This is a genomic window from Snodgrassella alvi, assembly GCF_040741455.2.
Taxonomy (GTDB): Bacteria; Pseudomonadota; Gammaproteobacteria; order Burkholderiales; family Neisseriaceae; genus Snodgrassella; species Snodgrassella alvi_E.
Window position 1 is genome coordinate 1,969,927 of sequence record NZ_CP160328.2, and the last position, 23,803, is coordinate 1,993,729.

The 23,803-nt window shown below is 40.1% G+C and carries 16 protein-coding genes, 1 tRNA gene and 2 pseudogenes; 15 read left to right on the top strand and 4 right to left on the bottom strand.

The window, feature by feature from the left end; translation table 11 throughout:
- Window positions 1-23 precede the first annotated feature (23 nt).
- The 3 genes from ABU615_RS08775 (at window position 24) to ABU615_RS08785 (ending at window position 2,169) form a co-directional block, all read left to right on the top strand.
- Window positions 24-581, top strand: coding sequence for a HupE/UreJ family protein (locus ABU615_RS08775; protein WP_367489408.1), 558 nt, complete (start codon window positions 24-26; stop codon window positions 579-581).
- A 137-nt stretch (window positions 582-718) separates the two neighbouring features.
- The gene (gene ureG / locus ABU615_RS08780; protein WP_367489405.1) at window positions 719-1,354 is read left to right on the top strand and encodes an urease accessory protein UreG; all 636 of its coding nucleotides are present in this window, start codon (window positions 719-721) and stop codon (window positions 1,352-1,354) included.
- Complete coding sequence (locus ABU615_RS08785; protein WP_367489402.1) at window positions 1,354-2,169, top strand: urease accessory protein UreD; 816 nt, start codon at window positions 1,354-1,356, stop codon at window positions 2,167-2,169. Before ureG ends, ABU615_RS08785 begins: the two co-directional genes overlap by 1 nt.
- 55 nt (window positions 2,170-2,224) lie before the next feature.
- On the opposite strand, the gene ABU615_RS08790 is transcribed toward ABU615_RS08785, so the two are convergent.
- From ABU615_RS08790 to ABU615_RS08800, 3 genes are all read right to left on the bottom strand, one after another.
- Complete coding sequence (locus tag ABU615_RS08790; protein ID WP_367489399.1) at window positions 2,225-3,232, bottom strand: GTP pyrophosphokinase family protein; 1,008 nt, start codon at window positions 3,230-3,232, stop codon at window positions 2,225-2,227.
- On the bottom strand, window positions 3,229-4,305 hold the full coding sequence (locus ABU615_RS08795; RefSeq protein ID WP_370388853.1) for a nucleoid-associated protein: 1,077 nt from the start codon (window positions 4,303-4,305) through the stop codon (window positions 3,229-3,231). Before ABU615_RS08795 ends, ABU615_RS08790 begins: the two co-directional genes overlap by 4 nt.
- 391 nt (window positions 4,306-4,696) lie before the next feature.
- Window positions 4,697-4,772, bottom strand: a tRNA-Ala gene (locus ABU615_RS08800).
- Window positions 4,773-5,017: 245 nt separating this feature from the next.
- On the opposite strand from ABU615_RS08800, the gene mltG reads away from it, so the two are divergent.
- From mltG to ABU615_RS08845, 9 genes and pseudogenes are all read left to right on the top strand, one after another.
- A complete protein-coding gene (gene mltG / locus ABU615_RS08805) occupies window positions 5,018-6,022 on the top strand; it encodes an endolytic transglycosylase MltG (RefSeq protein WP_370388854.1) in 1,005 nt (334 codons plus the stop codon).
- 14 nt (window positions 6,023-6,036) lie between these two features.
- Complete coding sequence (gene tmk, locus ABU615_RS08810) at window positions 6,037-6,663, top strand: dTMP kinase (RefSeq protein ID WP_100139713.1); 627 nt, start codon at window positions 6,037-6,039, stop codon at window positions 6,661-6,663.
- Entirely contained in the window at window positions 6,660-7,643 is a 984-nt protein-coding gene (gene holB / locus ABU615_RS08815) for a DNA polymerase III subunit delta' (RefSeq protein WP_370388855.1), read from the top strand. Before tmk ends, holB begins: the two co-directional genes overlap by 4 nt.
- A gap of 15 nt (window positions 7,644-7,658) precedes the next feature.
- Window positions 7,659-8,018 (top strand): PilZ domain-containing protein, encoded by a 360-nt coding sequence (locus ABU615_RS08820; RefSeq protein WP_100139715.1) that lies wholly within the window; start codon window positions 7,659-7,661, stop codon window positions 8,016-8,018.
- Window positions 8,018-8,800, top strand: coding sequence for a TatD family hydrolase (locus ABU615_RS08825; RefSeq protein ID WP_370389358.1), 783 nt, complete (start codon window positions 8,018-8,020; stop codon window positions 8,798-8,800). Before ABU615_RS08820 ends, ABU615_RS08825 begins: the two co-directional genes overlap by 1 nt.
- Window positions 8,797-9,588, top strand: a complete 792-nt coding sequence (locus ABU615_RS08830) for an MBL fold metallo-hydrolase (protein ID WP_370388856.1) — start codon at window positions 8,797-8,799, stop codon at window positions 9,586-9,588. The genes ABU615_RS08825 and ABU615_RS08830 overlap by 4 nt, the downstream gene beginning before the upstream one ends.
- 1,577 nt (window positions 9,589-11,165) lie before the next feature.
- Window positions 11,166-13,895, top strand: coding sequence for an SdrD B-like domain-containing protein (locus ABU615_RS08835; RefSeq protein ID WP_370388857.1), 2,730 nt, complete (start codon window positions 11,166-11,168; stop codon window positions 13,893-13,895).
- A 411-nt stretch (window positions 13,896-14,306) separates the two neighbouring features.
- A complete protein-coding gene (locus ABU615_RS08840) occupies window positions 14,307-15,515 on the top strand; it encodes an IS4-like element ISVsa5 family transposase (protein ID WP_001352368.1) in 1,209 nt (402 codons plus the stop codon).
- Window positions 15,516-15,522: 7 nt separating this feature from the next.
- Window positions 15,523-16,011, top strand: a pseudogene (locus ABU615_RS08845) (IS4-like element ISVsa5 family transposase); the annotation flags it as partial.
- Window positions 16,012-16,024: 13 nt separating this feature from the next.
- Here ABU615_RS08845 and ABU615_RS08850 read toward each other — a convergent pair.
- Window positions 16,025-16,759, bottom strand: a pseudogene (locus tag ABU615_RS08850) (IS4-like element ISVsa5 family transposase); the annotation flags it as partial.
- A gap of 349 nt (window positions 16,760-17,108) precedes the next feature.
- Here ABU615_RS08850 and ABU615_RS08855 point away from each other — a divergent pair.
- From ABU615_RS08855 to ABU615_RS08865, 3 genes are all read left to right on the top strand, one after another.
- Window positions 17,109-17,978, top strand: a complete 870-nt coding sequence (locus ABU615_RS08855) for a L,D-transpeptidase family protein (protein ID WP_370388858.1) — start codon at window positions 17,109-17,111, stop codon at window positions 17,976-17,978.
- 1,127 nt (window positions 17,979-19,105) lie between these two features.
- Entirely contained in the window at window positions 19,106-19,966 is an 861-nt protein-coding gene (locus ABU615_RS08860; protein ID WP_370388859.1) for a rhodanese-like domain-containing protein, read from the top strand.
- Window positions 19,967-20,004: 38 nt separating this feature from the next.
- On the top strand, window positions 20,005-23,799 hold the full coding sequence (locus tag ABU615_RS08865) for an Ig-like domain-containing protein (RefSeq protein WP_370388860.1): 3,795 nt from the start codon (window positions 20,005-20,007) through the stop codon (window positions 23,797-23,799).
- Window positions 23,800-23,803 lie beyond the last annotated feature (4 nt).

A 23,803-nucleotide genomic window follows, 5' to 3' on the forward strand; every position in this document is an offset into this window, starting at 1 on the left:
ATTCATATTTAATGGAGAAAATCATGAAAAAAATATTTACCTTGTTATTATTAAGTCCGGTACTGGCCTTTGCTCACCCTGGACATATAACTGAAGGCTGGCAGGCGGGTGCATTGCACCCGCTCAGTGGCTGGGACCATTTGCTGGCAATGCTGGCCGTGGGTTTGTGGGCTGCTACTTTACGCGGAAAAACACGCTGGCTAATACCATCAACATTCGTTGGGGTGATGATAGTTGGTTTTATACTTGGTGCACATGGTATGCAGATACCGATGCTGGAGCAGGGAATAGCCGTTTCGGTACTGGTACTGGGCCTTGCTGCAGCGTGGCTTAAAAAAGTACCGGCTTCAGCAGCCATGGTTTTGGTCGGATTGTTTGCTCTGTTTCACGGTGTAGCACATGGTGCTGAAATGGGTGCTCATGGCGCATTCAGCTATGCATGTGGCTTTGTTATTGTTACCGCTGCGTTGCACACCGCCGGTTTTGGATTGGGTACGGCCTTGAGCAAACAGCAATGGTTATTACGCCTGACCGGCAGCTTAATTGGTCTGGTTGGCTTTGGGATGCTGTTCACAGCCTGATCGCTATTAACTCTCCGTTCAGACAGAAAAGGCTGATTTGCCTTTCTGTCTGTCCACATGAGTTTAACAGTCTAAAAACATTGTTCACAAAATAAATACAAATAAGCGCTTACCAAAGCGAAAGGTCTGCACTTAAGATGCGTCAATACATAAAAATCGGCGTTGCCGGTCCGGTGGGTTCGGGCAAAACCGCATTGATTGAAAAACTGACTCGCCATATGGCACAGCAATACAGCATTGCAGTAATCACCAATGATATATATACACAGGAAGATGCCGAGTTTCTGACCAAAAATAGCTTGCTGCCACCTGAGCGTATTATGGGTGTAGAAACTGGCGGTTGTCCGCATACCGCCATCCGTGAAGATGCCAGCATGAATCTGGAAGCAGTAGACGAAATGGTGGCGCGGTTTCCAGATAATCAGATTGTTTTTATCGAAAGTGGTGGTGATAATCTTTCCGCCACCTTTAGCCCGGATTTGGCCGATGTTACCCTGTTTGTGATCGATGTAGCACAGGGCGAAAAAATTCCGCGCAAAGGGGGCCCCGGTATTACCCGTTCTGATTTACTGGTCATTAACAAAACCGATTTGGCTCCTTACGTAGGTGCCAGTCTCGAAGTTATGCAGCATGATGCTCAGCGCATGCGTAAAGGGCAGCCGTTTGTATTTACCAATCTGATGGCAGAAGAGGGGATAAATACAATAATAGACTGGATTAAAAAATACGCCTTATTGGAAAATGTAGCAGAACCTGCAGGCTTGATACGCTAATGCACAGCCGATTAGCACTTGTCACTCAGCTCAACCAGCGCGGACAGACCATCTTAGGTAGCTGCTTTTATACCCCGCCACTGAAAATCCTGACTTTACCCCATATGGCTACACCGGTATGGCCTCAGGCACTCTCGGTGATGCAGATGAGTTCTTCGCCGGGTTTGCTAGCTGGTGATCATATAGATATTGAGATAGAGCTGGCGCAACAAACACAACTGTACTTGTTCACACAAGCCTTTACTCGCATCCAATCCATGCCTCAGGCAGCAGAAGCGCAGCAGCATACACGTATTTTTCTGCATGAAAACAGCCGGCTTTGCTATCTACCGCATCCATTGGTGCTGCATCGCGATGCTGCCTTAACTCAAAGTATGCAAATCAGTCTGGCGGATAACTGCCAGCTAATTTTGGGCGAAATCATCGCCTGCGGCCGCGTACTTAATCATGAACGCTGGGATTTTCGTTATTTGTCATCACGAGTAACCATTGATTATCAGCAACAGCCATTACTAAGCGACAATATCTTCTGGCAACCCAATCGCCAACCTCTTAATGTATTGGGACAGATGGAGCAATACACCCATCAAGCCAGCCTCTATTATGTCAATACCGCCGCCAGCAAAACGGACTTGCTGCAGCTAATTAACCAAATATACACCGCTTTATTGCCAGATTGGCCACTTGAAAACGATGATTATCTGTGGGGTATCACACAAGCTGCAGATTGCGTTTTATGTGTGCGTGCTTTGGGAATAAATGCAGAATCACTGCAAAATTTTATATATCAAATAAATAAAATAATTTTTGTTTAAATAGAATATTCAAGTAAATTTATTTTATAGTATAAACAAATTTTATAAATAATTACTATTCTGGTAATGGACCTTTATCAAGATCTGAAAATACATAGCTTAAATCTTGTTGGAAAGCAGGTAAAGGCCAAATATTTTTTGTTATGGCGGTAGGATTCGAAGATACTAGCCAATAGATAAATAGAATAATTGGTTGTTGAAATAGATAAGAATTCTCAATTTGTGTTCTAATTTTATTTTCTATAAATTTTTTTTTCTTTAAAAGATCTTGAATTTGATCTATTATTGATTCGCTAATATAATTTGAAAACACTTCTAAAATCATCAAATTAGTTTTTTTATCAAAATTTGAATCTGTTATAAATATATCTATATATAAATTTGATAAATTTTCATAAAGATTATTTATAGGTGTATTATGTTTTTGTAGCAATGTCAACGTATGAGTAAATAAATCATCTGTAGTTTCCATTAATGCCATGCTTTTAGCAACTTCTCTTTTAGCTTCATTAGGTACTTTTCCAGCTGGTTTATACAGATTATCATGAACCAATTCAGCGTAAGCATGTTGAAGCAACGAACGTATTTGTACTTCACAGCAGATATCTTTTGAAATTTCTATTTTTTTGTCATTATATTTGATGAAAATATTTTTGTTAGGACGTACTTCATAATGTTTAGATTGATAATCAAATACGGTAGGATTTAGTTCCCTATCTTTGCAGAAATCGTTGGAAACCACTGCATTCCAAGTAACTTCTTTTTCTATAATATTGCTGATAATATCAATCTGTTGCGAAATAAGAACAACAAATCGGACACCGACCAAATCGGTCATTTCAACTTTAGGATTAGTATAGTTTTTTCTATATATTTTGGCTTTAGCAGATTCAATTTCTTTAATTCTTGGCTTGGCTTCAATTTTCAAAAATTCACTGATTTTTAAAGGAGTTATTTGGGTAGTTAGCTCATTTTCAATTTTTTTTGTTACATAATCCCCCCAAGCACAAAAAAAATTTTTATGCTGTTCGAAATAATTCAAAAATTCTTCAATTGTATTCATTCTTGTTTTTGCAACAAGCCTTTAATGGTGATTTGAGTATACTTTTGATCTTCAAGTTCTTTCAAGGATAAGTATTCTTCAGTTTTATTTGATGGAGTTGAAATAATTACATTATTACTAAAACAGTATTTACGACGAGTATTCAACCTTTTTTTGATGTATTCTGTATCCTTAATAACTGAATTTGATGGAAAGTTCTTTTTCTCCATAAATTTTTCATATTGATTTTGATATTCTACAGATAAATTTTGTTTTGCAAAATCGTGTACACTTATCATTGCATCTTGATTTTTTAACATTACACGTAATGCTTCATGAGTATCTATTTTTTCATCGTCTGTCATTCCTGAATTATCGATAAAATTTTTTGTAAATTCAAAAAAATTCTGCGTAAGTTTTTTTGATGATTCTGCAATACTCATACCCAAAAAATTATAATAAAAATAACTTCCAGCTTTTTTTGTATCAATACTTGTCAATAAATGGTCAAATAGAAAAGCACGAAAATTACTGACATGTAATTTTGTTCTTGATTGATTAGTTTCTTCAACTAAAAAACCAATTTTATATAAACGTTGTGCATCCGTTAATAATAAATCTTTAATATATTCTAATGAAATATTATCATCATTATCTGAGGTTTGAAAACCACTTTGTGGTTCAGCTTTAATAACAATAATAAATCGTTTATCATCTTCTCCGACATGACCTTTAGCAATAATCAAAATCCCGCCTGGAGTATTAACGCTGAGTTGAGCCTTTGATAAGTTTTGAGCAAGCATGCTGGTTTTTATGATAAATTCGGAATCAGAATCAAATAACGCATTGGCAGCGATATTAAAGAAACTATTGTCATCAGTTTCTCTAATTGTCATTTCAATGCCATGAGATTTATTTCCTAATGCATTTGTAATTCGGCTTTCTAAGGAAGTTTTTGCTTCATTTGATAAATTAATAAGATGATTACTAATTTTAGGTGGATCTATGGTTTTATCTGCATTTCTAGCGTAAACACGATGAGCAATTATTTTATTGATGATTAAGCCTTCAAAAGAAAATTTTGTATCTAACAATTTTTATCCCCTTATTAGAATTGAAATAATTAAAATTACTATATTTATTAATTTATAACACTAAAATTTCTGATTTACGATTCATGTTTAATATTATGTTTAGACAAAATAATTATATAATTTAAATTATTGTTTTTAAAAAATTTAAAATTTTAATTGGCAAAAAATTTTGTTGTTACTAATCAACAGTTTTAATTTATCGATATAATTCTTCTAACGCTAATTTGGCATGAATATATTTTCTAATAGTTAATTTGCCTTCACTTTTCAGGTGAATAAATAGATTATTTGAATCATTTATAAAACCGGAGCAAAACCCAAGCGCTGTCAAAAGCAGATACAAAAAAAGACGCATGTTTGCGTCCATTTATTTATAAAATCATTATTTATATGGTGGAGGTAAGCGGGATCGAACCGCTGACCTCTTGCATGCCATGCAAGCGCTCTACCAACTGAGCTATACCCCCGATTGTTACAGCGTTTATTGCTGAACAGGCTGCGCATTTTACCTGAACTACTGAATTTTGCAAGCCCTAGCTTAAGCTTTCTTGTTAAAGTGGAAATACAGTTCTCAATCTGTAAACTATTCTACCCAATAAATATTGCATATCTGGACACACATTTGGATTAAAGGCAGGAGTGGTGGCTTCTGCCAATTAAATTTATACTTACAGGCTAGTCTAAAATAATCTTATTTGACAGGATAGCTTTTATGCGGCGTAAACAACGACGGGCGGTATTGCTGATTTTGACGGGTTTACTGATGTTTGCGCTAGTATGGGCATTGTTGTTATTTATGCCTAAAAGTAACGCGGGCTATCGTTTGAAAGTGCCAGCAGACTATGGTATTAGCGGAGTAAGCAGAATACTAACCAGTAATGATGTGATTTACAGCCGCTGGGTATTTGTTGGCACGGCCTATATGCTTGGCATGGGTGATAAAATTCATCGTGGCAATTATCGCTTGTCCCGCTCGGTATCAAGCTGGCAGATTCTGCAAAGGCTGCGAAATGGTAAGCCAGACAGTATTAATGTGCAAATTATTGAAGGTAGTACGTTTGCACAGATGCGCAGGATTGTTGATGGTACACCCGATATAGAACATCTTACTCGTGGCTGGACTGATGCCCAAATACTTAAACAAGTGGCAGATGATACCCATTATGCCCACGCAGAAGGGCTGTTTTTTCCAGCAACGTATGATATTAGCTCTGATAGCAGTGATTTATCGCTGTACCAGCAAGCATATAAGGCGATGCAGAAACATTTGCAGGCCGCATGGGAAGAACGGCGCAGTAATCTTCCTTACCAGTCTGACTACGAAATGCTGATTATGGCCAGTCTGATAGAAAAAGAAACTGGACATGCGGAAGACAGAAGCAATGTGGCCGCGGTATTCGTTAATCGGCTTAATCAGCATATGCGCTTACAAACAGACCCTAGCGTGATTTATGGCATGGGCAGCCGCTATAAAGGTAAAATTGGCAAAGCTGATTTACGTCGTGACACACCATACAATACTTATACTCGAGCCGGACTACCACCCAGCCCGATTGCATTGCCGGGCAAAGCTGCGCTAGAAGCAGCTGCTCATCCGGCAAGTAATGATTACCTGTATTTTGTGGCGCGTAATGATGGTAGCGGACGCAGCCAGTTCAGCCACAGTCTGAACGAGCATAACGCAGCGGTTCGCCAGTATATTCTGAAAAAACCCTGAGCAGATTAGTATAGATGAAAGCAAAATTTATTACGTTGGATGGGATTGATGGTGCCGGTAAATCAACCAACCTCGATACCATTCGTACATGGTTTGAAAAACACCAATTGCCGGTACTGTTTACCCGTGAGCCGGGAGGCACTGCTATTGGTGAAGCGTTACGCGAGCTCTTGCTTAATCCTGCTACTCGTGCCAATGCCCGCACTGAAACACTGATGATTTTTGCTGCCCGTCAGCAACATCTGGATGAGGTGATTAAACCGGCTCTGGCACAAGGTATGCATGTTGTCAGTGATCGTTTTACAGACGCTACTTTTGCTTATCAGGGTGGTGGACGCGGTCTGCCTCTGCCTGATATTGCTATTCTGGAAAACTGGGTACAGCAAGGATTGCAACCTGATTTAACTTTACTACTGGATGTGCCTTTGGCTGTGGCTCAGCAGCGTCTAAGTCACAACACAAGCCCCGACCGCTTTGAGCAACTGGATACTAATTTTTTTGAACACACACGTCAGGTTTATTTAGACCGTGCCGCGGCGGCACCGCAACGCTACGCCATCATTAATAGCAGCCTGCAACTGGATGCTGTAGCAGCGCAAATCAATCAGAGTTTGGCACAACAGTTTGGATTGAACCCATGATTTACCCATGGCTCGAACCTGTTTGGCAACAGATTGCCCAGCACTGGCAGCAGCAGCCGCAAGCATGGTTGCTTTATGGCCATCCGGGAATCGGTAAGCGGGAATTTGCCGAGCATCTGGCGCAAGCACTGCTGTGTGAGTCCCCGCAAGCCAATCATCAGCCTTGTGGTGTGTGTACTTCTTGTCATTTATTCAGCCAGCACAGCCATCCGGATTTCCTGATGGTGACGCCGGAAGAAGCAGAAAGCGACGGCGGTGAACGAAAGCTGGCACAAATTAAAGTAGAAACCATCCGTAATGTGCTCGACTTTGCTCACCTAAGTGCCCATCGCGGCGGCAAACGTGTGGCTTTGATTTACCCCGCTGAAAGTATGAATACACAGGCCGCCAATGCTTTGCTGAAAATTCTAGAAGAACCTCCGGCTGGGATGATTTTTATTCTGGTCAGCCATCAGAAAGATCGCCTACTACCTACCATTAAAAGTCGTTGTCGTCAGGTTGTGTTAACCATGCCCACACCAGCAGAGGCATTGGCCTTTGCTCAACAATTACATGGTGAAAAAACGGCTGATTTGCTTGCCTTTCACGGCGGGGCACCCTTGTTTTCTGATAACGACAGCCATACGCAGTTACGTAATGAACTTATCCCTTTGCTCGTCAAGCCACGTCTGATTGCCATGCTGGATTATGCTGCTGCTTTTGACAAACAGAAACTGGCTCTGGCAACCTTTCTCGACTGGCTGGCCAAATGGTTACTGGATATGTCTCTAGCGCAGCAACATATGTGTGCCATGTATTATCCGGCTTGGCAAAATGCATTGAACGAGATTACTACACAAATCGACCCGTTATCCCTGTTTGCTTTAATCGACAGAGTAAATGCGCTAGCCCCTTACGGTAAACATACCCTCAATGTTAAAATGCAACTAGAAGACCTGTTAATAGATTATCTTAATGTGTGGCAGCATAAACACACATAAGCACAAAGGAAGTTTATGGCTGAAGCGCCTACCAATCTGCCGGGCAAAATGCTCAATTTAACCATTCCCGATAAACCAGAGCTGTATCGTAGCTATATGGCATTTCTACAGCATGGTGGCCTGTTTGCGCCCACAACAGATACGTTTCAAATGGGTGAAGAAGTATTACTGGCGGTAAACCTGCCCGAATTCAACGAAGCCAAATATCTGCGCACAAAAGTAGTATGGATAAACACCGCAGCTACATCTACCGGCCAGCCTCAGGGAATCGGACTGGCTTTTGGCAAAGATGAAGACAGCATTGCCGTAAAGCAGAGTATTGAAGATATTCTGCCTGGTTTACTGCTGAGCGAACGCACAACATATACCCTGTAATCATGCTTATCGATTCACACTGCCATTTGAATATGCCTGAGTTGGCAGCCAGACTGCCACAAGTTTTGGAGAATATGGCGCAGGCAGAAATAGGGCAGGCTATTGCTATTAGTGTAGACCGCCAAAGCGCAGATGAAGTGCTGGCACTGGCCGAGCAGCATACAAATCTGTTTGCCAGTGTCGGAGTGCATCCTGAAGACCAAAACTCGGCGGAAATGAGTATAGATGAACTGATTGCGGCTGCACAACATCCGAAAGTAGTCGGTATCGGGGAAACTGGCCTCGATTATCATTGGTGCAGTGGTGATCTGTCCTGGCAGCATGCACGCTTCAGCACGCATATACAGGCCTCCAACCAAACCGGTCTGCCCCTGATTATTCATACCCGTGATGCTGCTGCGGATACACTGCGCCTTCTACATGAAAACCAAGCACAACAAGGCGTTATTCATTGCTTTACCGAAGATACTGCCTTTGCTAAAGCAGTATTGGATTTAGGCTTTTATATTTCTTTCTCTGGTATAGTGACCTTCAAAAACGCGCAGCAGATACAAGAAGCTTGCAAATACGTACCTTTAGATCGCATATTGGTTGAAACTGATGCTCCTTATCTGGCTCCAGTGCCCAAGCGTGGCAAACCAAATGAACCGGCTTACGTACGTTACACCGCCGAATTTGTCGCACAGTTTCGCGGCGAGAGCATGGCAACCATCGAAGCAGCCACCACCGCCAATACCTATCGCTTGTTTAGCAAATTACCACCGCTGACTAGCCAGCCATGACACAGATTATTCTAACTGTACTCGGCTGTGGCAGTTCCTCCGGCACGCCAGTAATCGGTTGTGAATGTGCTACCTGCACCAGCAGCGACCCGAAAAACAGGCGCACCCGTTGCAGTGCTCATATTCAGATAGGCAAACAGCACTGGCAAATTGACACAGGTACCGATTTTTACCATCAGGCTTTACAACATCAACTGTCGCATATCGATGGCGTGCTCTATACCCACCCTCATGCCGACCATCTAAACGGTATCGATGATTTGCGCGCATTCTGCTACAAACAGCGCGCGCCCATACCGATATACGGCCATCGTGATACATTGGCTAATATTTGCAGCCGCTTTGATTACGCCTTTCTGGAGCAAAATAACCACTGGAACCGTCCTGTACTGCGCGCACATGAGTTACCGTTAAATCAGGGGCAGAGCAGGGTTCTCACTATTGAAGACGTACCTGTATGGCAGTTTGCTGTATCACATGGAAGCTGGACAAGCAGTGCTTATCGCATAGGCAACATTGCCTGGTTTACCGATCTCAACCATATTGACGAATCCATTTTCCCACATTTACAGGGACTAGATTACCTGTTTCTCGATTGCTTGATGGACACTTCATACCCCAGCCATCTTAGTACCAAACAGGCTTTTGCTTACGCCAAACGAATTGAGGCCAAACATACTTACTTTATCCACATGACCCATAAACAGGAATACCATAATTTAAAGCAGCGTTGCCCGAAAAACTGCGAACCTGCTTATGATGGATTGGTTGTGCACAGTAGTTATTAGTTTTCGCTCTGAATTGAACTAACCTAATAAAAAAAATTATTTAATAAGCTGCGTGTGCTATCTATAGCAAACACAAATTTGTTTGCAACAAAAACATAATTACTCACAAGTTGAAATCTATTCTGATTCTGAAATTAATGTTGTCATAGTTGTGCTTTCATGCAAATTTTTTCATATCAATTATTGGAAATAAATAAGGTTTTGTGACAACTGTTTAACTGTAGATTTGTGTTTTGAATAATTTAAATTTTAACCCTAAAATTCTTCTATTATCGATGTGTTTAGGTATGGTTAAAACGAAAAGAGCTGAATTATTCAATCGTATAGTGAGGTTAATCAGTTTGGCAGGTACTGGTTTTTTGTATCTGTTAACGTGTATTAAACTTTAATACATAATTATATCTTTATTATTACTCCATCTATTTATAAATAAAGTAGACTCAGTAGTGTTCTAAACTAATTCATGATGTTTAGTTTGCTTATATATTTATGCTTTTGGTATTTATTTGTACTAAATTTGGCTTGCAAATGATAATTGAAAAAGGGTATAGTTAAAAAAATTTTATAAATAGGATTTTGCTGCACTGATTCATGTATAAAAACGGTGTAAAGATATTTGCTATAATATTTATTATATTTAACAGGATAGTTTATAAAAAGGGTAATGATGGGAATTAGAGGTTTAACATTTTGCAATAAATTATAGTGGGTCTGAATTTTATGATGATTAAATATTTAATTTATAGAAAGAATTTTGATATCTTTTGCCGATAAAAAATTCAGCTTCGTTTGTTTAATCTTAATATAGTTTAGGTTAAATATTGATTTTGCTTGTGCAGCTATTATATTTCTCTTGAATACTATGTGTACTATTTAGAGATTTTTCTTTGTGAACTTTGCTTCCAATTTAATGCAAATTTAAATTTTATTCATTGCATACTTATGCTTTACAATAAAAAATCGTGCATTCCAGAACAAATATTAGGAAATTATTTCACTTGAAGAAATATAAGCCGGATGCTTGGATACTTTATTTTTGTGTCAGCATTAATTTTGAGTGCTGTACTTTTAATTCTTTCAACTAACGCGCCATATACAAAGCTTTAGTTGTAGTTTTTTGAAAAAATATAATTGATTTTTGTGCCGGCGGTATTTTGCTTTGCTGGCTTTTATGGTCAGATAATATTCCACTTATATAGCTCAAAATAAAAGTATTGTCTTGATTATATTTATGTCTATGAGTTTGGGTTTGAAATCTATTTAGCTGATTTTGATATTTTATTTATGCTGTTTAAATTATAACTAGATGGGACATAATTTATCTGATAATTTTAAAAAATATCATTATATTTTAATTACAATAATTTCATATGCATATTAAAATGGAGAATATAAGAATCTGAATAAAAATTAGAACTATCTATAAATAATATTTTTAAGGAGAGTAAACAGATAAATATTGAGTAGATGAGTAAGTGTGACTAGATTTATCTGTAAATTCAATAAAATGAATAATAATATATAAAGGTTAAATGATGAAGGGTACCCTGTTGAAATATGGTAAGGGGTTTTGCCATATGCTGACTCTTCTGGCATTTTTGTTCTGTAGCATTTTGCCGGTCAGATCGGCATTTGCGCAGGATGTGGAGTGTGCGGAAGTTAAAATTGTGATTGAGCAAAAGCTGTCTTTTGAGCGGCAAGCTTTTGATGCTCGGATGTTAATTAAAAATGGTCTGGATGCAAATCTGAAAAATATTCGTGTGGAGCTGGTTTTTACAGATAAGGATAATCAGCCAGTTGAAGTGACGCAAAAAACTGAGGATAGCCAGGCCAAATTCTTTTATCGTACTGATTCTTTGTCCGGTGTTGATGATATTAATGGGACGGGGCAGATTGCGGCCAAATCCAATGCTGATATCCATTGGATGATTATTCCTGCATTTGGCGCAGCTCAGGATAAGGACACGCTTTACAATATAGGCGCAAAACTCACCTATGAGCTAAATGGTCAGGAAACGACAGTAGATGTGGTGCCAGATTATGTGGTAGTGAAACCTCAGCCATTGCTGACGCTCGATTATTTTTTACCGGGAGAAGTTTATGGTGATGATCCGTTTACGGCTGAGGAAGAAACACCTGAGCCTTTTACTCTTGGTGTTCGTATTCGCAATGATGGTAAGGGCATTTCTTATCACACGGTGATTGATTCAGCTCAGCCGAAGATTGTGGAAAATAAGAAAAATCTTTTGGTGGATTTTTCTATTCTGGGCAGCTATATCAATAATCAGCCTGCAGATAAAAGTCTATTGCTGAATTTTGGAGATATAGCTGGCGGTGCTTCTACAGTAGGCCGCTGGAATATGATTGCCAGTCTGTCGGGGACATTTACGGATTTTAAGGCCACGTTTACACATGCGGATACACTGGGTGGGGCAGTGACCAGTCTGTTGAAAGCCACGAATACCCACTCCTTAATTCATGATGTAAAAGCTGATTTACCGGATAGCGATGATGTCACAGATTTTCTGGCTCGTGATGGTGATGTAGTACGTCTGTATGAATCTAGTGGCCTGAACTCAGATGTGTCTGAGCAAAGCAGTCAAGCTTTAATGCAAGCAGGTGATAAAGGCTATCAGCTTTCTTTTCCTGCTACAAAAGGATTTGTTTATGCCAAGGTGGCGGATCCTTTTCAGGGCAGCAGACAGCCAGACGATGTGGTACGTTCGGATGGTAAACACTTGCTAAGCGATAATGTCTGGTTATCCAAATCGCGTAATAAGGATATGTCTTGGTCTTATTATGTGAATGTGTTCGATTCTGATTCTACCGGTCAGTATAGTTTATTTAAGCATAATGCTGCGTATGCTCAGGGGCTGATAGCCGGTACAGTCTACAATGATGTGAATGCTGATGGCCTGCTAAATCATGATGAAAAGGGTTTAAGCCATATCAAGGTTGTTTTATCAGGGCAGAATGTGGCCGGTAAGCGCATTGAACAAGTGGCCTACACTGACGAATCAGGCAGGTTTAGTTTTGATAAGTTAGCGGCCGGTGATTATTCTATCTGGGTTGACGATGTTGCAGATATGATTGACGGACCAGCTGTGGCAGGTAGTGCCGGTGGTCAGGCTCTGGCAGGTAAAATCGAGCATATTGTTCTGCAAGACAATATGCATGCTGAGAATTATCTGTTTGCTAAGCAAGCTGCGGTTCAGCCGCCTGTGGCTGGTGATGCAGATATTGCTGTGAATATTGAGACAGTAGAGTGGAATGATAAACTGCCTGCGGATACGGCACAATTTTTACTGACTGTGTCGAACCAAGGGCCGGAAACTGCACGAAATATTCATGTGCAGCCTGAATTGTCATCTGATTTGGAAATTACTGAGCAAAAAGTTTTGTCTGGCAATTTCAATTCTGTGAAGCAGCGTATCGATGCGCTTGGCGCCAATGAGGCGGTTACGATGCTATTTACTGTGCGAATGAAAAATGTTGATGGTAAGGGTGAATTTACTGCACATATCAACAGTGATTCAGCTGACCCTGATATGAGTAATAATGTTGCATCTGCTGCTGTGGCTCCAGGTAAGACAGATGTTGCAATCAATGCTGAAGCCGTTGAATGGAATAATTCTTTAGATCAAGATACCGCTCAGTTACTCGTCACAATTAGTAATAACGGACCACTGAGTGCACGTAATGTTTATCTCCAACCTGAGTTACCAGATAATCTGGAGATTACAGCTCAGCAAGTACTGGCTGGAAATTACAATACTCAGGAAGAGCGTATCGATAATCTAGCCGCCGGAGAAAGCACCACGTTGTTACTGACGGTTAAGGTGACCGGATCCGATAAGGTAAGCCAGTTTACGGTTCGGATTAAAAGCCAGACGGAGGATGCTAATTTAAATAATAATGAGGTTAGTATTCCTGTTATGCCTGGAGCAGCTGATATTGCTTTGGAGGTTGAAAAAGTAGAGCTTACACCGGCATTACCGGCTGACTGTGTGCAATTGTTGTTGACTATCACCAACAACGGTCCTGCGGATGCGCGCAATATTTCTCTGCAATCGCTATCCGATGATGTACAAATCACGAAACAGAAAGTAGTGATGGGCAATTATAATGAGTCTGCAAACCGGATTGATAAACTGCCTATAGGCGAAGAAACGATTATTCTGCAGACAGTCAAAATTACCAGCGCAAACGGAAAGGCTGATTTTAAAGCACGTGTTCAGGGGTTGTTAGCTGATCCGAATAAGACTAATAATTTAGTTACCTTTCCGGTTTCTTTAGAAAAAAAGTAAGAGACAAGCGATAACATCCTTATTAGTAGGTTTCTGGACAGCGCATCACGTTATGTGTCAGCTGAACAGGAAGTAACAAACAAAAGCATTACCAATGGCTTATAGGCTGCGGGTAATGCTTTTTTATTTCTTATTGCTAATAATTTTTATGTGTGAAATTATCAAAAAACAACAGATGTTTGCTCAGTAGTTTTTAAATAGCAAATTGAAGCTGAAGTTGCATAAAATATTAGCTAATCTGTTTTAAAAATAAATTAGATGTCGAATGTTAAGTTTTTCTGTTTGATTAAATACAAGTTAAGCACTGATGAATCCCCTAATGATTTTTATCAAAATCATTAAGTTAAGGTAGATACACATCTTGTCATATGATCAAATGGTTTCGCCAAAAATCAATAATCAGACAACAAAATGTGCGAACTCGATATTTTACACGACTCTCTTTACCAATTCTGCCCCGAATTACACTTAAAACGACTCAACAGCTTAACGTTGGCTTGCCACGCCTTACTTGACTGTAAAACTCTCACTCTTACCGAACTTGGCCGTAACCTGCCAACCAAAGCGAGAACAAAACATAACATCAAACGAATCGACCGATTGTTAGGTAATCGTCACCTCCACAAAGAGCGACTCGCTGTATACCGTTGGCATGCTAGCTTTATCTGTTCGGGCAATACGATGCCCATTGTACTTGTTGACTGGTCTGATATCCGTGAGCAAAAACGGCTTATGGTATTGCGAGCTTCAGTCGCACTACACGGTCGTTCTGTTACTCTTTATGAGAAAGCGTTCCCGCTTTCAGAGCAATGTTCAAAGAAAGCTCATGACCAATTTCTAGCCGACCTTGCGAGCATTCTACCGAGTAACACCACACCGCTCATTGTCAGTGATGCTGGCTTTAAAGTGCCATGGTATAAATCCGTTGAGAAGCTGGGTTGGTACTGGTTAAGTCGAGTAAGAGGAAAAGTACAATATGCAGACCTAGGAGCGGAAAACTGGAAACCTATCAGCAACTTACATGATATGTCATCTAGTCACTCAAAGACTTTAGGCTATAAGAGGCTGACTAAAAGCAATCCAATCTCATGCCAAATTCTATTGTATAAATCTCGCTCTAAAGGCCGAAAAAATCAGCGCTCGACACGGACTCATTGTCACCACCCGTCACCTAAAATCTACTCAGCGTCGGCAAAGGAGCCATGGATTCTAGCAACTAACTTACCTGTTGAAATTCGAACACCCAAACAACTTGTTAATATCTATTCGAAGCGAATGCAGATTGAAGAAACCTTCCGAGACTTGAAAAGTCCTGCCTACGGACTAGGCCTACGCCATAGCCGAACGAGCAGCTCAGAGCGTTTTGATATCATGCTGCTAATCGCCCTGATGCTTCAACTAACATGTTGGCTTGCGGGCGTTCATGCTCAGAAACAAGGTTGGGACAAGCACTTCCAGGCTAACACAGTCAGAAATCGAAACGTACTCTCAACAGTTCGCTTAGGCATGGAAGTTTTGCGGCATTCTGGCTACACAATAACAAGGGAAGACTCACTCGTGGCTGCAACCCTGCTTACTCAAAATCTATTCACACATGGTTACGTTTTGGGGAAATTATGAGGGGATCTCTCAGCGCTCGACACGGACTCATTGTCACCACCCGTCACCTAAAATCTACTCAGCGTCGGCAAAGGAGCCATGGGTTCTAGCAACTAACTTACCTGTTGAAATTCGAACACCCAAACAACTTGTTAATATCTATTCGAAGCGAATGCAGATTGAAGAAACCTTCCGAGACTTGAAAAGTCCTGCCTACGGACTAGGCCTACGCCATAGCCGAACGAGCAGCTCAGAGCGTTTTGATATCATGCTGCTAATCGCCCTGATGCTTCAACTAACATGTTGGCTTGCGGGCGTTCATGCTCAGAAACAAGGTTGGGACAAGCACTTCCAGGCTAACACAGTCAGAAATCGAAACGTACTCTCAACAGTTCGCTTAGGCATGGAAGTTTTGCGGCATTCTGGCTACACAATAACAAGGGAAGACTTACTCGTGGCTGCAACCCTACTAGCTCAAAATTTATTCACACATGGTTACGCTTTGGGGAAATTATGAGGGGATCTCTCAGTGTCGAGCGCTGATTTTTTCGGCCTTTAGAGCGAGATTTATACAATAGAATTTGGCATGAGATTGGATTGCTTTTAGTCAGCCTCTTATAGCCTAAAGTCTTTGAGTGACTAGATGACATATCATGTAAGTTGCTGATAGGTTTCCAGTTTTCCGCTCCTAGGTCTGCATATTGTACTTTTCCTCTTACTCGACTTAACCAGTACCAACCCAGCTTCTCAACGGATTTATACCATGGCACTTTAAAGCCAGCATCACTGACAATGAGCGGTGTGGTGTTACTCGGTAGAATGCTCGCAAGGTCGGCTAGAAATTGGTCATGAGCTTTCTTTGAACATTGCTCTGAAAGCGGGAACGCTTTCTCATAAAGAGTAACAGAACGACCGTGTAGTGCGACTGAAGCTCGCAATACCATAAGTCGTTTTTGCTCACGAATATCAGACCAGTCAACAAGTACAATGGGCATCGTATTGCCCGAACAGATAAAGCTAGCATGCCAACGGTATACAGCGAGTCGCTCTTTGTGGAGGTGACGATTACCTAACAATCGGTCGATTCGTTTGATGTTATGTTTTGTTCTCGCTTTGGTTGGCAGGTTACGGCCAAGTTCGGTAAGAGTGAGAGTTTTACAGTCAAGTAATGCGTGGCAAGCCAACGTTAAGCTGTTGAGTCGTTTTAAGTGTAATTCGGGGCAGAATTGGTAAAGAGAGTCGTGTAAAATATCGAGTTCGCACATCTTGTTGTCTGATTATTGATTTTTCGCGAAACCATTTGATCATATGACAAGATGTGTATCCACCTTAACTTAATGATTTTTACCAAAATCATTAGGGGATTCATCAGAGTTAAGCATCAAATTATTATGGATTGCCAAAAATCATCAAGCAAGTAAATGATTGATTAGTCAATTTAAATTCTGAATAGAATGCTAAATAAATTGATTTATTTTTACATACTATAGTAATATAAGTTGAATAAGATACTTTTAATCTTAAAGCGCTTACGAAATCATATAAATCAGTTGTTTAACAACCAGCCATCAGTTTAAACAGTCAGATTTCTGTTGAGAAAATCAAAGATAATATATGTCAAAATTAATCGGAAACCTGCTTTGCCTCTCCAGCCTGATATTTTTGGTTGCTGTAGGGTTTGTTTTATTGATTTCGGCTGTAGTGAGAAAACGCAAAAACAATTTTAAATTCAGGAATAATAGAATCTTTGGTTTTTTTGTGGGTGGCTGTTTAATTGCTTTTATTGCTGGGTTTGTGCTGGTGTTGAAGAATAATCCGCTATACATTGATTCTTTATCAGCAATTAATCAGGCATTGAATCGATACCATCATGCTCAAGCTTTGGAATATCCACTTCAAACGAATCCGGCCAATTATCCAGTACGCGGGGATAATATTTATTTGCGTCTTTTTAAGCAGGAAGGGATTCTGGAAATCTGGACTCAACATAAAAATCAGCCATACAAGCTATATAAAACATGGAGAATTTGTACTTTTTCTGGTGGACTGGGACCTAAAAAAGCAGAAGGTGATGGCAAAAGTCCGGAAGGCTTTTATGCAACCCAGAAAAATCTGCTCAATCCACATAGCCGTTATCATCTGTCCTTTAATATTGGTTTTCCAAATACTTACGATCAAGCAAATGGTTTTAACGGTAGTTATATTATGATACATGGTAAATGTGTTTCTGCAGGTTGTTATGCCATGACAGACGCAAGTATAGAAGAAATATATACTCTCGTCAGCTTGGCATTAGACGAGGGGCAGAAGCAGATTCCGATACATATTTTTCCATTTATGATGAGCCCATCTAATATGAAAAAAAATCAGGATTCAGAATATTTTCCTTTCTGGCAACAATTGAAACCTGCATATGATATTTTTGAGACTCAGCGACGAATACCAGATATCAGCGTTGAAAGACGGCATTACGTTGTCCAATAATTTTATTCTGTTGGTACTTTAATTCGCCTGTTTGGGAAAACATTTTTATTAGGTAACTTAATCATTATCCAGATATATTTTGGAAATTAATAGCATGATTAAATCTAGCTAGTTGAAGAAGATAAACATAATAAACATCTCTAGAGGTGCAAATAATCGCGCTTGAAGCAGAAATATTTACAGATAGCTTCCTAAATAGTTGTATGGAAAAAATAAGTATCATCTAATTTATGGTAGTAAAATAATGCTTTATTAGCGTAGTTAAGTAACTGATACAAATTATTTGCCTAAAAATATTAGGGTATGCTAATATTAAAGGTGTACAAAAGAAAGTTAATATCTATTTAGCAAAATTATTAACTGTTTACAAAATTTATTGGCTATATACAGCCGTATGAAATCCGGGATTCAGACTTCAGAACAAGATAGAGCGCAATCACAAAGCTCTGAAACCTTTAAATCTGAAATCCGTATACATAGAGCATCTGTACCATTTCTTTATCTTGATTCGCCTTTGAGGCTCATTAATGCGAGCAGGATAATTGATTATTGCGAATAATGGAGCTACGCAATTAAGTTAATATTTTATTGATATATATATAGCTAATATAGAGGAAGTATTAACAACAGAAAAATTTTGAATTTAATAAATAGATTAAAAATATTTATATTTTAACGGCAACCATAAAATAGAGGTTGAAAGTTTTTAATGACAATTAATCTTATCTGGATTGTGGTAATAGTTAGTTTATGCTTTTGAAATAAATATTATTTGTTTATTTTATGAAATATAGCTAATTAATAATGCTATTTGAAGATATTTAAAATTTTTCTAGGTGGTTGTTAACGTGCAATCGCTCTAATGCTGGCCACCAGTGTAGAAATTTTACGCGATTCAGAAATAAAAGCGCTTGTATATTGAATTTAAATGATAATTATTAGTTGAATAATGATTACATATTAGCAATAAACCATTTTAACCATTGTCAAATCAAGCTAATTGGTAAGTATTAATATTTCAATTAGATGAGAAATACTATTTAGCTTGATTATTCAGCTGCAACACCACGATATATCGTTGTGGCTGTAAATTTTGAATGATAAACCAATAAAAATACAGATATGCGATGCTGAAGTTATCACAGATTATTTATATCACTGGAATTTTATTTTTTTTCAGTGTACGGATATTGGCACAGGAATTATCTGCCTGTCTCAATGATAAACCAGACTTGGCACAACAGCCTGTAGCCGTAAACTGGCCGCAAAACCACGTTAAACAACCACTTGATCATAAATACTGGCTTAGCATAAAAGCGTTAAGTCAGCCGCAATGGAAGAATGCGGTGTGGGTGGATATCAGAACTGGTGCAGTGCAACAAGAAACAGGGCTGAAAATGCTGGCTGTACCGCTTAGTCGATTGTATAGTGCCGATTTTTTAGCTCCTAAAACCGTGATTTTGGTTGGAACTGGTTTTGATGAATTACAGATAAATCAAACTATTAAAAATTTAAGAAAAAAAGGTTTTAACCACGTATATGCTTTAAGCGGAGGATTTTTTGTCTGGGAAAAAGTACAAAAGCATAATAAGCCCAGTCAGCAGGAAATTTCTGCACTGGAGTTTTTATCCGGTAGTCAATCCATACAATGGCAGGTGATTAGTATAGGTTTGAATTCACAACAAATGAATACTTTACCAGAACTGCCTGCTAAACAATTTAGTCTTGCCCAGATATCTGGTCCAGAACTAAAGCAATACATCAGCCAAGGAGATAATCGTAATGATGCCTTTATACGCTATGTACTGGTTAGCCCAGATGAACAGACGCTTAGGCTATTGCAGCGGCAAATGAGCTTTGCAGAAAACGACCATATTGTCTGGTTGCAAGGCGGATTAGCGGCTTATCAGCAATATATACAACAACAAAATAATTTAATGAATCATGCTGGACAAAGTTTATCCAGACCATGCCGCATAACTATTTAATTTATTTAAGGAGTATTCGAACTCATGAGGGGTACACAATGAATATTTATCAATACTGGAAAAAAAGGTTTTTCGGTTTAAACATAAAAAAAGAGCCAAAACATAAAAATAAGCAGAGAAAAGCATATGCAATGGTTGTCTGTGCATTATGCACCATTGCCAGTGCGGCAAGCTATGCCGGTACCGACACAAAACTGAAAGGTGATGATAAAGTCAGTGGCGCATTACCGATTGGTTTTGAGTTTAATTATTATGGCAAAAAATATAATAAATTTTATGTAAGTACAAATGGATTACTGCAATTTTCGAATCCAAGCAGCGGTTACAATAACTCTTGCCTACCTGCAATCAATAATACACTGTTTGTATTCTGGGATGATTTAAGAACTGATGTATACGGCCAGCCTGCTGGTACCATTAAATACGAAACACAGGGTGAAGCGCCAAACAGAAAACTCATTGTGCAATGGACGAATCAGTATTTTTATAGTTCGAATCTGCCTATGGGAACCTTTGAAGCGATTCTTTATGAAGGTACAAATCAGATTAAATATCAGTATCGTACTTTAAATATTGATCTAAGCAAAGGCGAGAGTGCAACAATTGGTATTCAGGGCATCACGCCAAAGAACGTTCAAGTAGGCTGTAATAAAGCCAATATCATTAAACCAGAACAGGCTATTTTATTTACGCCTAATAATGATTTAAGTGAATATACCAAGAATGAGAATGCTGAGTACAATTTTATCGATATTTCTGATCTAACACCGGCTGCACCACAACCTGCTGCCCGTTATACAAATCAGGCACCAAGCTGGACATGGCAGAATATCAATACACTTGATACATGGGAAATTGAAATTCAGGATGCTTCCGGAAATACCGTCTATAAAAAAATACTGAATAAAGTAAATCAATATACTTATGATGCAGGTTTACAAAATGGACAGTCTTATCGCGCCCGTGTACGCGGAAGTATTAATCGAGGTGCTACCTGGGAAATGTGGTCTTCACCCTCTGAGCTCATTACCGTAGATACGACCAAACCGGTTGTGGAACTAAACCAATTCAGTCGTGTTAATGACAAAGCGGTGAGAATTGGTTACAGCAGCAGTGATAATCTGAGTGGTATAGCCTCTATACATCTGCAAATTGCCAATAATCCAGATTTCAATAAACCCATTATCGATCAGGATATTAATCTGCAAAGCAATAATGTGCAGATAGATAATGTGCCTGTTGGTGGAATGTTATATGCCCGACTGAATGCTTTGGATAAAGCAGGCAACAGCTCAGGCTATACTCAGGCATCTGCTATTACGGTTACACCTCCAGTACTTATCAGCCCTGTTACCCAGACAAAGGTTAAGAACGCAGCATTAAAAGTTCAGGGTACTGCTGAGTCTGGTGCAAAAGTACAGTTGTATCTGAATGATAAACCAGTGGGTGAAAAGGTTACTGCTGATGCACAAGGCTATTTCACTCAGGATATTCTGTTGCCGAAAGAAGGTAGTTACCGCTTACATGCTGTAGCGCAGAATGATGCTGGCAGCAGTGAGCCCAGTGCACCGGTGCAGTTTGATTTCGCTTTACCGACACCCACTGCAATCATTACTACTCCCAGTGATAATCAAACACTTGCTGCTCCGGTTGATATTCAGGTAGATGCTGCAGATGAACTTGGTATCGAAAAAGTAGATTTATTGATAGATAACAAACAGTTTGCTACTCTGTCAGAACGCCCCTATCAGGCACACTGGCCTCTGACCATGGAGGATAATGGCAGCCACAAAATCAGTGCAAAAGTGACCAATACCAGCGGCAAAACAGTGACCAGCACCCGTACGGTCAATGTCAAAATTGAACCACCGGCTCCGCCTCCCACACCTTATACCGGTAAAATTACCGCAATCAGCCCTGCGGTTAGTTATGGCCCGCAGCCAGTAACCATTAGCGGGCAGGCTGTTTATCGTGCTGAAAATACGATAGCTGCAAACCTACCGCTAAAACTGGTTTTGAATGTAAAAGGGTTTGAACGCAGAATAGCTGTTGCCACTGATGAAAACGGCCATTTCACCTATACCTTTACCCCGCAGGAATCTGACTCGGGTACATATCAGGTTGGCATTATTCATCCGGATGAAAAAACTGTTACCAGTCAGGGCAGTTTTGATATCAACCGCATCGCATTTAATATACAAGGCTATCAGCTCAAAGCGCCGCGAACCATCACCACACCCATACAGGTTAATGCTACAGCCAGTACCGGTGCTAAAAACCTGCGCTGGGTATTGGCTGCTGAAAATCAGCCAGATGGCGTATTGCCTCAGGGCGTGAATATTGAATCTGAAGCTGTAAATATTGCCCCCGGACAGAGTCGCACGACAACAATTAAATTCACCGCAGACGATCATGCAGCCGAAAAGGGCAGCTTGTTTTTGGTGGCCTATGCCGATGATTCAGGAGATCTGGTACGCGGTAAATTACAGATTAATTATGAGCTTGGTCAGCCAATGCCTGAATTGTATGCATCGCCTACCTATATACAGACTGGCTTACAGCAAAATACCAGCTCCACAGCCAAAGTCAGCGTTGGCAATAAAGGATTGGCAGCGGCAAAAAATGTTCAGGTAGAGCTGGTAGATGAGCAGGGTAATCCCGCTCCGAGCTGGGTATTTATTGCCAGTGATAAAAATATTAATGAAATTGCGGTTGATGAAAAAGTACCGGTACAAATCATGGCTCAGCCGGACAACAGCATCCCCGACGGCATTTACAACTTTATTATCAGAGTATCCAGCAGCGGCAAAGTAGCAGGCACCATTCCGGTAAGAATTTCCGTTACCCAGAGCGGACAGGGCGTAGCTCACTTTGATGTGGCTGATATCTATACCGCCACCCTAGATGCAGACGGACAGCCCATCAAAGGCGTAAAAGGAGCAACCATCAAGTTGCAGAATGATAGTGTATTAACGGAACAATATACTTTCAATACAGACAAAGATGGTATCGCAACCTTAAACAAGCTGCCGGCAGGCATCTATCGCTATCGCGTCAGCGCACCTAATCATATGGATGCCAGCGGCCGTATAGTGATTCAGCCTGATAGCACAACTAATCAGCATGTATTTCTGGAGTATCAGACAATCAATGTAGAGTTTGGCGTGACTGAAACCTCCATTAAAGATGTGTATGACATTAATGTTAATGCCACCTTTAATACGCAAGTACCGGCACCTGTCATTATGCTCGAACCATTGTCTATTAATCTTGGTGCAATGCAGGTTGGAGAAGAAAAAACGGGCCAGATTACAGTCAGCAATTATGGTCTGGTACAGGCTGACCATGTGGTACTGAATTTGCCGAAAACTGATGCTCACTTCAAGTATGAATTTTTTGGTGAAGTGCCCAGTGTGCTCAAACCAAAAGAAAAAGTAGTGATTTCCTATAAAGTGACTGCTCTTGATCCGAAACAACAGGCGCCGGCAGAAACCAGAATTGCTTCGCTATCAGACTTGCTACGTGCTGTACCAGATGAAGACGACTGCACATCCTACGAAGCTAGCTATGAGGAATCACATCAGAGTGAGTGTCCCAGTGGTGACATTTCCAAAGGCAGCAGTAGTGGGCGTTTCTATCAATACACCGGTAAAAAATGCTCAACCAAGGGCAATGGTATTGGCTGGGGAGGCGGCGGTTCACTTGGAGGAGTGGGCGGCGGCACTTTCGGAAATGGGGCTGGAGCGGGTTCGCCGGAGGCGATGCCGATAACGCCTGGCTGTACCCCGGATGCGCCCTGCGCTTCAGGTGGTTCGAAAGATGGTTCGTGCTAATACC